This is a genomic window from Variovorax raffinosi, assembly GCF_051216615.1.
GTDB lineage: Bacteria > Pseudomonadota > Gammaproteobacteria > Burkholderiales > Burkholderiaceae_C > Variovorax.
Window position 1 is genome coordinate 961,174 of the sequence record NZ_JBPJZR010000002.1, and the last position, 13,000, is coordinate 974,173.

At 67.0% G+C, this 13,000-nt stretch carries 14 protein-coding genes; 12 read left to right on the forward strand and 2 right to left on the reverse strand.

Annotated features, from left to right (window positions below; genetic code table 11):
• Window positions 1-37: 37 nt before the first annotated feature.
• The 5 genes from ACSFB7_RS10400 (at window position 38) to ACSFB7_RS10420 (ending at window position 4,572) form a co-directional block, all read left to right on the forward strand.
• On the forward strand, window positions 38-961 hold the full coding sequence (locus ACSFB7_RS10400; RefSeq protein WP_435469657.1) for an SDR family oxidoreductase: 924 nt from the start codon (window positions 38-40) through the stop codon (window positions 959-961).
• A 15-nt stretch (window positions 962-976) separates the two neighbouring features.
• Complete coding sequence (locus ACSFB7_RS10405) at window positions 977-2,140, forward strand: acyl-CoA dehydrogenase family protein (RefSeq protein WP_435469659.1); 1,164 nt, start codon at window positions 977-979, stop codon at window positions 2,138-2,140.
• Window positions 2,141-2,151: 11 nt separating this feature from the next.
• Window positions 2,152-3,315, forward strand: coding sequence for an acyl-CoA dehydrogenase family protein (locus ACSFB7_RS10410; protein WP_435469661.1), 1,164 nt, complete (start codon window positions 2,152-2,154; stop codon window positions 3,313-3,315).
• 107 nt (window positions 3,316-3,422) lie between these two features.
• On the forward strand, window positions 3,423-4,181 hold the full coding sequence (locus ACSFB7_RS10415) for a slipin family protein (RefSeq protein ID WP_435469663.1): 759 nt from the start codon (window positions 3,423-3,425) through the stop codon (window positions 4,179-4,181).
• A gap of 88 nt (window positions 4,182-4,269) precedes the next feature.
• Entirely contained in the window at window positions 4,270-4,572 is a 303-nt protein-coding gene (locus ACSFB7_RS10420) for a Dabb family protein (RefSeq protein WP_435469665.1), read from the forward strand.
• Here the strand turns inward: ACSFB7_RS10420 and ACSFB7_RS10425 are convergent.
• Window positions 4,557-5,486 carry a LysR family transcriptional regulator gene (locus ACSFB7_RS10425; protein WP_435469667.1) on the reverse strand — a complete coding sequence of 310 codons (930 nt, stop codon included), beginning with the start codon at window positions 5,484-5,486 and terminating at the stop codon, window positions 4,557-4,559. The genes ACSFB7_RS10420 and ACSFB7_RS10425 overlap by 16 nt on opposite strands.
• A 125-nt stretch (window positions 5,487-5,611) precedes the next feature.
• Between ACSFB7_RS10425 and ACSFB7_RS10430 the strand changes: the two genes are divergently transcribed.
• Genes ACSFB7_RS10430 through ACSFB7_RS10440 form a run of 3 tightly spaced genes read left to right on the forward strand, consistent with a single transcriptional unit; the run spans window position 5,612 to window position 9,736 of the window.
• Window positions 5,612-6,598, forward strand: coding sequence for a Bug family tripartite tricarboxylate transporter substrate binding protein (locus ACSFB7_RS10430; RefSeq protein WP_435469669.1), 987 nt, complete (start codon window positions 5,612-5,614; stop codon window positions 6,596-6,598).
• A 29-nt stretch (window positions 6,599-6,627) separates the two neighbouring features.
• Window positions 6,628-8,310 (forward strand): carboxylesterase/lipase family protein, encoded by a 1,683-nt coding sequence (locus tag ACSFB7_RS10435; protein ID WP_435469671.1) that lies wholly within the window; start codon window positions 6,628-6,630, stop codon window positions 8,308-8,310.
• A gap of 28 nt (window positions 8,311-8,338) precedes the next feature.
• Entirely contained in the window at window positions 8,339-9,736 is a 1,398-nt protein-coding gene (locus ACSFB7_RS10440) for a dipeptidase (RefSeq protein WP_435469673.1), read from the forward strand.
• 19 nt (window positions 9,737-9,755) lie between these two features.
• Here the strand turns inward: ACSFB7_RS10440 and ACSFB7_RS10445 are convergent, their stop codons facing one another.
• Complete coding sequence (locus ACSFB7_RS10445) at window positions 9,756-11,024, reverse strand: DEAD/DEAH box helicase (protein ID WP_435469675.1); 1,269 nt, start codon at window positions 11,022-11,024, stop codon at window positions 9,756-9,758.
• 59 nt (window positions 11,025-11,083) lie between these two features.
• Here ACSFB7_RS10445 and ACSFB7_RS10450 point away from each other — a divergent pair, with 59 nt between their 5' ends.
• From ACSFB7_RS10450 to ACSFB7_RS10465, 4 genes are all read left to right on the forward strand, one after another.
• Window positions 11,084-11,458 carry a translation initiation factor Sui1 gene (locus tag ACSFB7_RS10450; protein WP_435469677.1) on the forward strand — a complete coding sequence of 125 codons (375 nt, stop codon included), beginning with the start codon at window positions 11,084-11,086 and terminating at the stop codon, window positions 11,456-11,458.
• Window positions 11,459-11,462: 4 nt separating this feature from the next.
• A complete protein-coding gene (locus ACSFB7_RS10455; RefSeq protein WP_435469679.1) occupies window positions 11,463-11,699 on the forward strand; it encodes a DUF3820 family protein in 237 nt (78 codons plus the stop codon).
• Between the two features lie 180 nt (window positions 11,700-11,879).
• Window positions 11,880-12,293, forward strand: a complete 414-nt coding sequence (locus ACSFB7_RS10460; RefSeq protein ID WP_435469681.1) for an RNA recognition motif domain-containing protein — start codon at window positions 11,880-11,882, stop codon at window positions 12,291-12,293.
• 207 nt (window positions 12,294-12,500) lie between these two features.
• On the forward strand, window positions 12,501-12,989 hold the full coding sequence (locus ACSFB7_RS10465; protein WP_435469683.1) for a tripartite tricarboxylate transporter TctB family protein: 489 nt from the start codon (window positions 12,501-12,503) through the stop codon (window positions 12,987-12,989).
• Window positions 12,990-13,000: the final 11 nt, after the last annotated feature.

The following is a 13,000-nucleotide window of genomic DNA, read 5'->3' on the forward strand; positions in this document are numbered from 1 at the left end:
CTCTCTTCTTTCTTTCAATGCCCCGGAAGTCTTTCGCATGAACGCCCCCTCTTCCCGCTACCGCTCCGTCTTCGCGCCCGGCCTTTTCGGCGGGCAGGTCATCGTCGTCACTGGCGGCGGCTCGGGCATCGGCCGCTGCACCGCGCACGAACTGGCGGCGCTCGGCGCGCAAGTCGTGCTGGTCGGCCGCAACACCGAGAAGCTCGCGGTCGTGCAGGCCGAGATCATCGAGGCCGGCGGCAAGGCCAGCACGCAGGCCTTCGACATCCGCCAGGAAGAAGCCGTGCGCACGGCGGTCGCGGCCATCGTTGCCGCGCACGGCCGCATCGACGGCCTCGTCAACAACGCCGGCGGCCAGTACATCACGCCGCTGGCCGACATCTCGGCCAAGGGCTGGGAAGCGGTGATCCACACCAACCTCACCGGCGGTTTTCTCGTGGCGCGCGAATGCTTCGTGCAGAGCATGCGCGCGAACGGCGGCGCCATCGTCAACATCGTGGCCGACATGTGGGGCTCGATGCCGAACATGGGCCACAGCGGCGCCGCGCGCGCCGGCATGGTGAGCTTCACCGAAACCGCGGCGCTCGAATGGGCCGCCAGCGGCGTGCGCGTGAACGCGGTGGCGCCGGGCTACATCGCATCGAGCGGCATGGACCACTACCCGCCCGAGGCCGGCGACATGCTGCGCGCCATGCGCAAGACCGTGCCCGCGGGCCGCTTCGGCAACGAAGCCGAGACCTCCGCCGCCATCGCCTTCCTGCTGAGCCCGGCCGCCAGCTTCATCAGCGGCAGCGTGCTGCGCGTGGACGGCGCGCGGCCGCAGGTGCGCATGGGCTGGCCGATGGCGCTGCCCGATGCACAGGCGCAGCAGCGCGCGGCGGTGCGGCCCTTCGATGGCTTTCACCTGGCGCAGACGCCGCGCGTGTTCCAGACACCGCCGAAGAACGAATCGAACGATTGACCGGAGACAAACAACATGCAGTACACCCACGAACACCTCGAAATCCAGAAGACCCTGCGCCGCTTCATCGACGAAGAGATCAACCCGCATGTGGACGAATGGGAAGCGGCCGAGATCTTTCCCGCGCACGAGGTTTTCAAGAAGCTCGGCAACCTCGGCCTGCTGGGCCTGAACAAGCCCGAGGCCTTCGGCGGTGCCGGGCTCGACTATTCGTATGCGATGGCCATGGCCGAGGCGCTGGGCCATATCAGTTGCGGCGGCGTGCCGATGGCGATTGGCGTGCAGACCGACATGTGCACGCCGGCGCTCGCACGCTTCGGCAGCGATGAACTGCGCCGCGAGTTCCTGACACCGGCCATCGCGGGCGACATGGTCGGCTGCATCGGCGTGAGCGAGCCCGGCGCGGGCAGCGACGTGGCGGGCCTGAAGAGCCATGCGCGCAAGGACGGCAACGACTACCTCATCAGCGGCCAGAAGATGTGGATCACCAACAGCCTGCAGGCCGACTGGATGTGCATGCTGGTCAACACCAGCGACGGCCCCGTGCACCGCAACAAGTCGCTGGTGATGGTGCCGATGAACCTTCCCGGCATCGAGAAGGCCAAGAAGATCCGCAAGATCGGCATGAACTCGAGCGACACCGGGCTCATCTATTTCGACAACGTGCGCGTGCCGCAGCGCTACCGCATCGGCGAAGAGGGCCAGGGCTTCATCTACCAGATGCAGCAGTTCCAGGAAGAGCGGCTGTGGGCCGCCGCGAGTTCGCTCGAATCGATGGAGGACTGCATCGCGCAGACCATCGAATGGGCGCAGCAGCGCCAGATGTTCGGCGGCACGCTGGCCGACCAGCAGTGGGTGCAGTTCAAGCTGGCCGAACTCAAGACCGAGGTGGAAGCGCTACGCGCCCTCACCTACCGCGCCTGCGATCTGCATGTGCAGGGCGAGGACGTGCTCGAACTGGCGTCGATGGCCAAGCTCAAGACCGGGCGCCTCACGCGGCAGGTGGCCGACACCTGCCTGCAGTTCTGGGGTGGCATGGGCTTCACGCTCGAAAACCGCGTCTCGCGCCTGTACCGCGACGGCCGGCTGGGCTCGATCGGTGGCGGCGCCGATGAGGTGATGCTCTGCATCCTCGCGAAGACCATGGGCATCGCCAAGCGGCCGCCGCAGCGCGGCTGAAGCGCAGCAACATGGACGCCGAACTGCAGGCCGACCGCGCGGCGCTCGCCGACACGGTGCGGCGCTTTGCCGAAAGCGAGATCGCGCCGCATGTGCAGGCATGGGACGACGCGGGCGAGTTTCCGCGCGCGTTGTACACGCGCGCCGCCGAACTGGGGTTGCTCGGCCTGAGCTATCCCGAGGCGTTGGGCGGCACGCCTGCCTCTTACACGCTCAAGCTGCCCGCATGGATCGCGCTCGCGCGCCACGGCAAGAGCGGCGGGGTGCTGGCCAGCCTGTTCTCTCACAACATCGGCCTGCCGCCCGTGGTGCTGCATGGCAGCGATGCGGTGCGCCAGGAAGTGGTGCCGCCGGTGCTGCGCGGCGAGAAGATCGCGGCGCTCGCCATCACCGAACCCGGTGGCGGCTCGGACGTGGCGGCGCTGCGCACGACAGCAAAACGCGACGGCGATCACTACGTGGTGAACGGCGAGAAGACCTTCATCACCTCGGGCATGCGCGCCGACTGGATCACGGTGGCCGTGCGCACTGGCGAAGGGCGCGGCGCGGGCGGCATCTCGATGCTGCTGGTGCCGGGCGATTCGGCCGGCCTTGGTCGCACGCGCCTGTCGAAGATGGGCTGGCTGTGCTCCGACACGGCCACGCTGCACTTCGACAACGTGCGTGTGCCCGCGCGTTATCTGCTTGGCGACGAAGGCGCGGGTTTCCGCATGATCATGGGCAACTTCAACGGCGAGCGCATCGGGCTGGCGGCCGGCGCGCTGGGCTTTTCGCAAGCCTGCCTCGACGAGGCGCTGGCCTGGGCGCGCGAACGCAAGACCTTCGGCTCTGCGCTCATCGAGCATCAGGCGGTGCGCCACAAGCTGGTGGACATGCAGATGCGCATTGCATCCACCGAGGCGTGGCTCGAAGCCGTGTCGGCCGAGGGCGATGCGCACGAGGCGGCCGGTCGCTTCAACGCGCCCGAGTGGGTGGCGCAGATCTGCATGCTCAAGAACCACGCGACGCAGACGATGCAGTTCTGCGCCGACCAGGCGGTGCAGATCCTGGGCGGCATGGGCTTCATGCGCGGCACGGTGAGCGAGCGCATCTACCGCGAGGTCAAGGTGATGATGATCGGCGGCGGTGCCGAGGAAATCATGAAGGAACTGGCTGCGCGGCAGATGGGCTGGTAGGCGCGCGCCTACACCAGTCAGGTCCATCTTCGCGCCCATCTGGAACGCCTGCGCCCTGCGCGTGTCCAACGATCCAGCGGCTCCTGTCGGGGCCGCGGGAGATCACCATGTTCTCTTTGACTTACGGCATCGGCTCCGTCATCTTCATCCTGCTGGTGGTGCTGGTCTTTTCGGCGATATGGATTTTCCGGGAGTACGAGCGCGGCATCGTGTTCACCCTCGGGCGGTTCTCGAAGGTCTCGGGGCCCGGCCTGGTGGTCGTGATCCCGGGCATCCAGCAGGTGGTGCGGGTCGACCTGCGCACCGTGGTGCTCGAAGTGCCGACGCAGGACGTGATCTCGCGCGACAACGTGTCGGTGAAGGTCAGCGCGGTCGTGTACTTCCGCATCGTCAACGCAGAGAAAGCCATCATCGAGGTCAAGGACTTCTTCAACGCCACCAGCCAACTGGCGCAGACCACGCTGCGCTCGGTGCTCGGCAAGCACCAGCTCGACGACATGCTGGCCGAGCGCGAGAAGCTCAACCTGGATGTGCGCGAGTCGCTGGACGTGCAGACGGCGTCATGGGGCATCAAGGTGTCGAACGTCGAGATCAAGCAGATCGACCTCACCGAATCGATGGTCCGCGCCATCGCGCGGCAGGCCGAGGCGGAACGCGAACGCCGCGCCAAGGTGATCCATGCCGAGGGCGAACTGCAGGCGTCCGAGAAGCTGTTCCAGGCGGCCCGCGTGCTGGCGCAGGAACCGCAGGCAATCCAGTTGCGCTATCTCGAAACGCTGACGGTGATCGGTGCGGACAAGAACACGACCATCGTGTTCCCGTTGCCGATGGACCTGATCTCGAGCTTCCTCGGCAAGCCCGCGTAGCGCACGCACGCAAACGGAAAACTGTTCTTCATGCACAGGGGGCACGGCGCATGGCCTTTCGCAAGGCGCGTGCTTACCATCGTCCCCCATGTTCAAGCACGTCGTGATGTGGGACCTGCGCGGCGAATCGCAGGAAGAAAAAGCGCAGGCCGCGCTGCTGCTCAAGCGCAAGTTCGAGTCGCTGCGCGGCCAGGTTCCGGGCCTGCTTCACATCGAGGTCGGCGTGGATTCGAGCCGCGTGGCCTATGCCTGCGACGTGGTGCTGTACAGCGAGTTCGACAACCAGGCGTCGCTGGACGGCTATGCCACGCACCCGGCGCATCTGCGCATTCGCGAGGAGCTGGGCGATCTGCGGATCGCGCGGCATCAGGTGGACTACGCAGTGGACTGAACGGCGCCGGCCTGCGCAAGCTCGATGCAGAACTCGCGCACCAGGCGTAGCGCAGGCGCCTCGGTGCGGCCTTCGAGCGTGACGAAGGCGAACTGCGCACTGAGCCCCGCCGCAGGCTCCACCTTCAACTCGGCCAGCTCGCCGCTGTCCTGCAGCGCGCGGGTGGCCGCAAGCACACCGAGGAAGATCGCGTCGGTGTTGCGCACGGCATCGATCAACGCGCCGATGTCTTCCGACGACACATGCAGCCAGCGCTGCGGGCTCGCATCGCTGCCGTAGCGCTCGACCAGGATGCGCGCCACGTCGTCGCTGACCATCGTCGATACCACCGGGTGGCGCACGAGGTCGTCGAAGCGCACGGGCTTGCCGCGGCCCTTCGCAAGCAGCGGATGGCCGCGCCGGCAAACGAAGCCGGAGCGCAGTGTCGGCAGTACGTCGATGCGCAGGTCTTCGCGCGGTGACACCGCCCGGTAGGTGAGCACCAGCGCATCGAGCGAACGCGCGCGCAGTGCCGCCAGTTGCAGGTCCGGCCCGCCGCCGTGCAATTGCAGGCCCACGCGCGGGTGGCTACGCAGCATGTGGATCAGCAGCGGCGATGAGAACAACGCGCCCGGCGCAGCGCCGAGCCCCAGCCGCACCGAGCCGGCCTGCCCGTCGGCCAGCAGTGCGGCCGCGCGCTTGAGTTCGTGCGTCTCCATCGAGATGCGCTTGGCGCGCGCCAGCACCATCGCGCCGAACGGCGTGAGCTCGTTGCGCTTGCCGACGCGGTCGACGAGCTGCATGCCGAGTTCCTGCTCGAGCATCTGGATGCTGCGGCTGAGCGCCGGCTGCGTCAGGTGCACTTTCTCGGACGCGCGGCTGAAAGAGCCGGTTTCGGCGAGCGCAAGCAGGTGATCGAGTTGCTGGAGATTCATGGCGGGCCGTCCTTTGTCATACGCATGAGGCGCACTCATGGTAATGACAAAAACAATGCATTGGACAGATAGAAGCCCGATTCCTAGCATCCATCGCGTACTACTTTGGACCAAGGAATTTCCCCATGAAGCGGTTCGATCAATGGCTTTGCGCGCTGGCTTTTCTAGGTTGCGCCACCGTGGCGATGGCGCAGGCGCCCTACCCCTCGAAGGTCGTCACGATGATGGTTCCCTACCCGGCGGGCGCGGCCAGCGACTTCACCGCGCGGGCCCTGAACGAGCTGATCGGCAAGGAGCTCGGCGGGCAGGTGATCGTCGAGAACATCGGTGGCGCGACCGGCGCCATCGCCGCGGGCAAGGTGCTGGCAGCGCCGGCAGACGGCCATTACCTGTTCCAGGGCTCGCCCAACGAGCTGATCCTGTCGGGGCTGGTCAACAAGAGCACGCGCTACAAGCCGGAGGACTTCCAGTGGATCGCGCCGGTGGCCACCTCGCCGCTGGTACTGGTGGTCAACAGCCAGCTGCCGGTGCACTCGCTCGATGAGTTCGTGGCGCTGGCGCGCTCGCGCAAGGACGCGCCGTTGAGCTACGGCACGCCGGGCGCCGGCACGCTGTACCACCTGCTCGGCGAACTCTTCACCAAGCGCACCGGGGCGCCCGCCACGCACGTGCCCTACAAGGGCGGCGCGCCCATCCTGCAGGACCTGATCGGAGGACAGATCGACTTCGCCTTCATGCCGTACCAGGCCTTCTATGCCGACTACGTGAAGCAGGGGCGCCTGCGCGTGATCGGTTCGCTGTCGCCCGGCAAGCGGCTGCCGCCGCCGTTCGACACGCTGCAGACCAGCGCGCAGAGCAAGGACATGAAGGACTTCGACTTCGGCATCTGGACCTCGTACATGGTGCGCCAGGGCACGCCGCGGCCCGTGGCCGAGCGGCTCAACGCCGCCATCGCAGCCGCACTGAAGAACCCGCATGCGCGCGCGCAACTGGAGTCGCAGGCCAAGACCGTCTTCGAGCCGATGAGCCTGGAGGCCGGAGAGAAGTTCTACGCAGCCGAGATCGCGCGCTACCGCGCCCTCGTCAAGACCATCGGCTACGAGTCGCCCTGAGCCCCCATTCCATTCCAGGAGATGCATCGATGAAAACGAGACAAATCAATGCGCCGGCGCTGATGCTGGCGATCGCGCTGTCGCTCTCCGCATGCGGCGGCGGAGGTGGCGGCTCGGGGTTCGGCGGCGGCATCGCACCGCCGCCGGCCGCGAACCCGGCACCAGCGGCGCCTGCACCTGCGCAGGACGACCTCACGACGGCGGTGACCACCGAGGGCAAGGTCGCGGGCACGGCCAGCGCGGACAGGGTGTCGTTCCTTGGCATTCCCTACGCGCAGCCGCCGGTGGGCGCCTTGCGCTGGGCGCCGCCGCAACCGCCGGCCGCGCACGCGGCGACGCTGCAGGCCACGGCCTTCGGCAACGCGTGCCCGCAGGCACCCGGTGCGGTGTCGGCACCGATCGCAGAAGACTGCCTTTACCTGAACGTGTGGAAGCCGACTGGCACGAAGCCCGGCGACAAGCTGCCGGTGGTTTTCTACATCCACGGCGGCGCGTTCACGCTGGGTTCGGGCGAGATGGGCCCGAGCCCGCTGGCCAGCCGCGGCGTGGTCGTCGTCGGCATCAACTATCGGCTCGGCGCGCTCGGCTATCTCGCGAACAAGGCGCTGCGCGCGGCCAACAAGGACGGCAGTCTCGGCAACTTCGCGGTGATGGACCAACTGGCCGCGCTCGGCTGGGTGCAGAAGAACATCGCGGCCTTCGGTGGCGATGCGGGCAACGTCACGCTGTGGGGAACGTCGGCGGGCGCGACGCAGAGTTTCTCGCTGCTGCAGTCGCCGAAGGCCAAGGGTCTGTTCCAGCGCGCGGTGATGCAAAGCGGCGGCGCGGCCGAGTACTCGAACCCGAGCATGGACACCTCGCTGGCAGTTGGCGACACCGCCGTGCAGAACCTCGGATGCAGTGCCGCTGCCGATGCCGTCGCCTGCCTGCGCGCGCTGCCGGTGTCGGCGCTGCTCGCACAGGGCGGGCTCAAGTGGCGGCCCACGGTCGACGCGCAGGTGATCACGCAGGTGCCCGCGCGCGCCTTCGCGACCGGCAATTTCAACCAGGTGCCCGTGATGATCGGCGGCGTCTACGACGAGGGCACGCTGTTCGTCGACACCAAGCTGAGCGCAACCTACTACCCACTGTACCTGCGCGGGCTCGCCCCGGCCGGCTACGACACCACGGCCATCGAGGCGGCCTACCCGATCGGCAACTACGCCGTGCCGGCGCAAGGCATCGCGCGCGCCATGGGCGACGCGATGTACGCCTGCGGCAACAGCGCGCGACGCGATGCGCTTGCGGCCTGGGTGCCGGTGTACGGCTGGGAAATGACCGATCCGCAGTTGTCGTTTCCGACGAGCCCGACGGCCTTCTACTACGGCACGGCGCACGGCATGGACAGCTACTACCTGACCGGCACGGTCGACGCGCTGCCCACCTATCCGTACTTCGACCCGGGCCGCGCCACGCCCGACGCGGCCACCACGGCGCAGCGCAAGGCGCTGTCGGCGCAGATGGTCGCCTACCTCCTCAACTTCGCGAAGAACGGCGACCCGAACGGCGACGGCCGCAGCATCACGACGCGCTGGCCGCGCTCCACGGGCCCAGCGGACCACGCACTGATCGAGTTCACCTACCCCGCCGTCAAGACATCGAGCAACGTGTTCGAGCACACGCACAAGTGCGACACGCTGTGGGGGCCCGACGTGTTCCCGCCGATGTACTGACGAACAAACCTGTCCCACTCACCCATCCATGAACGAACAACACGTCATCGACCACCTCGACGCCCGCCAGCCGGAGATCGTGGATTGGCTCAAGGCCTTCCTGCGCATCCCGAGCGTGAGCGCCGACCCTTCCTTCGCACCGGGCATGCACGAGGCGAGGCGCTTCCTCATCGAGCGGCTGCAGCAGATCGGACTGGCCGGCGTGCGCCTGCTCGACGGCGGCGGCGAGCCCGCCGTGTACGGCGAATGGAACGGCGCGCCCGGCCAACCCACGCTGATGATCTACGGCCACTACGACGTGCAACCGGCCGATCCCCTCGCGCAGTGGCGCACGCCGCCGTTCGAGCCGACGGAGGTGGACGGACGGCTCTACGGACGCGGCACTTCCGACGTGAAGGGTTCGACCACGATCGCGCTGGAGGTGATCGCCTCGTTCCTCGCGGTGCAGGGCCAATGCCCGGTGAACATCAAGGTGTTCCTCGAAGGCGAGGAGGAAACGGGCAGCCCGTCGCTGCGAACCATCGTCGAGCGCCACCGCGCGTTGCTGCAGGCTGACGCGGTGCTGTCCGCCGACGGCGGACGCGCGAGCGCGGAAGTGCCGACGATCAACACCGGCGCGCGCGGCAACTCGCAGCTCGAAGTGCGGTTGCGCACCGCGCACAAGGACCTGCACTCGGGCCGCTACGGCGGCAGCGTGCGCAACGCGCTGCACGAGATGGCGCGACTGGTCTCGTCGATGCACCATGCGGACGGCAGCGTGGCGGTCGAAGGCTTCCATGACGGCTCGGCACTGCCCACCGCCACGCAGCGCGCCGACACCGCGGCGTTTCCGTACGACGAGGCCGCATTCTTCTCGGACGTCGGCGGCAGCGCCCACGGCGAGCCCGGTTACACCGCGCGCGAACGCGTCACGCTGCGGCCCGCGCTCGACGTCAACGGCCTGTGGGGTGGCTACACCGGAGACGGCGGCAAGACCATCGTGCCCTGCGAAGCGCAAGCCAAGCTCACCACGCGCGTGGTCGCGGGGCAAGACCCGCGCGCCGTGATCCACGCCGTGCTGCGCCACCTGCAACGGCACTGCCCGCCAGGCTGCACGCTCGACGTGGTGGCAATGAACGACGGCTCACCTGCCTCCACCCTCGCGCCGGACCATCCGCTGGTGCGCGCGGCCGAAGCGGTGCTCGAGCGCGAGAGCGGCCGGCGCCCCATCCATGTGCGACTCGGCGCGAGCGTGCCGGTGACTTCGATCTTCAAGGAGATGCTGGGCATCGACACACTGATGTTCGGCTTCAACCTGCCTGATGAAGACGTGCATGCGCCGAACGAGTTCTTCAGGCTGGCGTCGATCCGACAAGGGACGCGGGCATGGACGCTGCTGCTCTCGGAGCTGGCGAAGCATCCGCCAGCGTCCTTTCACGTCGGCTGAAGCCCGACGAAGGGTTTCTTCAGAAACCTTCGCCGTCGTCGCTCGGCTGCGCGGCCTTCGCAGCCGCCGCGCGCAACTTGTCCTTCTTGCTCGGCCGCTTGCCCTTGATGCCGCCGGTGCCGGTGGCATCGACCACCGGCACGGCCACTTCGGTCGGCTCGAAGCCTTCGATGCGCTCGCGCGGCAGGCTCAGGCCCTGGCGCTTTTCGATCAGGCGGAAATGCGCTTCGGTGGATGCGCTCACGAAGCTGATGGCCAGGCCGCTTTCGCCCGCGCGGCCGGTGCGGCCGATGCGGTGGATGTAGTCGGTCGGCGAGCGCGGCAGGTCGTAGTTGATGACCACCGGAAGCTGCGCGATGTCGATGCCGCGCGCCGCAAGGTCGGTGGCAATCACCACGTCCCAGCGGCTCTGCTTGAACTGCGCAAGGATGTCGGTGCGCGTGCCCTGCGCGATGTCGCCGTGGAAAGGCACCGCGTACACGCCGTTCTTGTAGAGCTTCTCGGCCACGATCTGCGCCGAATGCTGGGTGGCGACGAAGACCAGCACGCGCTCCCACTCGTTCTCTTTCAGCAGATGGCGCAGCAGTTGCGTGCGGCGGTCGGGGTCGACCTCGATCACGCGCTGCACGATGTTCGGCTCGGTGCCCGGCTCGCCCTGCACGTCGATGACGGCGGGCTCGCGCAGCATGCCGTCGGCCAGCGCCTGGATGGCGGGCGGGAAGGTGGCGGAAAACAGCAGGTTCTGGCGCTGCGCGGGCAGCATCGCGAGGATGCGGTTGAGCTCGTCGGCAAAGCCCAGGTCGAACAGGCGGTCGGCCTCGTCGAGCACGAGCATCGACACGGTGTTGAGCTTGAGCGCGTTGTGGTCCACGAGGTCGAGCAGCCGGCCGGGCGTGGCGATCACGATGTCGGCGCCGCCGCGCAGGCCCATCATCTGCGGATTGATCGACACGCCGCCGAAGGCAATGGCGATCTTCAGGCGTTCGGGCAGGTGTTGCGCCAGGCTGCGCATGGTCTCGCCGACCTGGGCCGCGAGTTCGCGCGTGGGCACGAGCACCAGCGCGCGCACGCGGCGCGGCGACTGCGAGGCTTCGGCGACCAGTCGCTGCAGCAGCGGCAGGGAAAATGCGGCGGTCTTGCCGGAGCCGGTCTGTGCCGAGCCCCGCACGTCGCGACCTTGCAAAATCGCGGGAATGGCCGCGGCCTGGATGGCGGTCGGCGCGGCATAGCCGCTTTCGGCGGCGGCGTGCACGAGCGCGGGGGCCAGGCCCAGTGAGTCGAATGGCATGTGAGCAGACAGAGAGAAAACCCGAGATAGATAGAGAAGAGACGTATCGAATGTCGACGATGAAACAGCGCAATCAGCAGACCGGCAGTGCCCTGGTGTATTCCACCGAGGCCGGTGGACGCATGTGCCCCGACTGCGGCGAGCCCGTGGCCCAGTGCCGCTGCAAGGAACTCAAGGCGCGCGCGCCGGCCACTGACGGCATTGTGCGTGTATCGCACGAGACCAAGGGACGCAAAGGCAAGGGCGTGACGGTGGTCAAGGGCCTGGCGCTCGATGCGGTGGCGCTCGCGGCGGTGGGCAAACAGCTCAAGGCCGCCTGTGGCTCGGGCGGCACGGTGAAGGACGGCACCATCGAAATCCAGGGCGACCATCGCGAACTGGTGATCGCGGCGCTGGTCAAGCAGGGCCACACGGTCAAGCGGGCGGGAGGATAGATCGATGCAGCCCGAAGACCTCCAGCGCCTCGTGACCCTGCAAATGCCCTTCGGCAAGCACAAGGGCACGCTGATCGCCGATCTGCCCGGAAATTACCTGACGTGGTTTGCACGCGAGGGTTTTCCCTCGGGAGAAATCGGCCGGCTGCTCCAGTTGATGCATGAAATAGACCACAACGGGCTCTCGGACCTGCTGAAACCGTTGCGAAACCGCCCGTCGGGTCGAGATGTTTCTCAATAACACATGATTTCCCCACTTTTTTTGTAAATGGGGCTGGATAATCCGACCTACGTGTCTGTGAGCTTTGTCTCCCGTGCACGTAATTCGGTGATCGGTCAGTTTCGCGCCACAGCGCACTTGTTTGTTGTGATTCTGGGACTCCATCGCTTTGTTTTGTTGGTTTGAATTAGGAGTCCCTCCATGGGCAAGAAACTCTACGTAGGCAACCTGGCCTACTCTGTGCGTGACAACGACCTGGAACAGGCTTTCGGCGAGTTCGGCTCGATCGTCAGCGCCAAGGTCATGATGGAACGTGACACCGGCCGTTCGAAGGGCTTCGGCTTTGTCGAAATGGGCAGCGATGCAGAAGCACTCGCAGCCGTTGAAGCCATGAACGGCCATTCGCTCCAGGGCCGTGCCCTGACGGTGAACGAAGCCCGTCCGATGGAAGCTCGTCCTCCCCGCACCGGCGGTGGTGGCGGCTACGGCGGCGGCGCTGGTGGTGGCGGCGGCGGCTACGGTGGTGGCGGCGGCGGCGGTTACGGCGGCGGTGGCCGTAGCGGCGGTGGCGGCGGCTACGGTGGTGGCGGCGGCGGTGGCCGCGGCGGCTACTAAGCCCTCACACGCACTCATGAGGGCTTCGGCTCTCTGAATGAATAAAAAGCTCCTTCGGGAGCTTTTTTCGTTTCTGCTCCACCCCGTTTCGGGGACACCTGGGAGAACCCTGTCCCTGCGGTACGCATTTGTCCGTACCGGGGCGGTCAGCCAACGGTCAGCCGCCGGCGACGACCCTCATCCCTCCAAAACAAGAGGGTCGAGACAATGAAAATAAAGAGTCAGGCTGACTTCTTTTCAGGAGTCATGTTCACCACCGTGGGGGGCGCTTTCGCGATTGGCGCGACCACCTACACGGTCGGCAACGGGGCCCGCATGGGGCCCGGCTACTTCCCGCTGATGCTGGGCATCCTGCTGGCCGTGCTCGGGGTCATCATCATGTTCCAGGCGCTGGTGGTGGAAACCGCCGATGGCGACAAGATCGGCAAATGGGCCTGGAAGCCGCTGGCCTTCGTGCTCGGCGCCAACCTCGCCTTCGGTGTGCTGCTGGGCGGGCTGCCCAGCATCGGGCTGCCGGCGATGGGCATGATCATCGCGATCTACGCGCTCACGATCATCTCGAGCATGGCGGGCGAGCAGTTCAAGCTGCGCGACGTGCTGGTTCTCTCGACCATCCTGGCGGCAGGCAGCTATGTGGCGTTCATCTGGGCGCTGAAGTTGCAGATCCAGGTCTGGCCCACTTTCATTTCGGGCTGAGGAGAGCACAC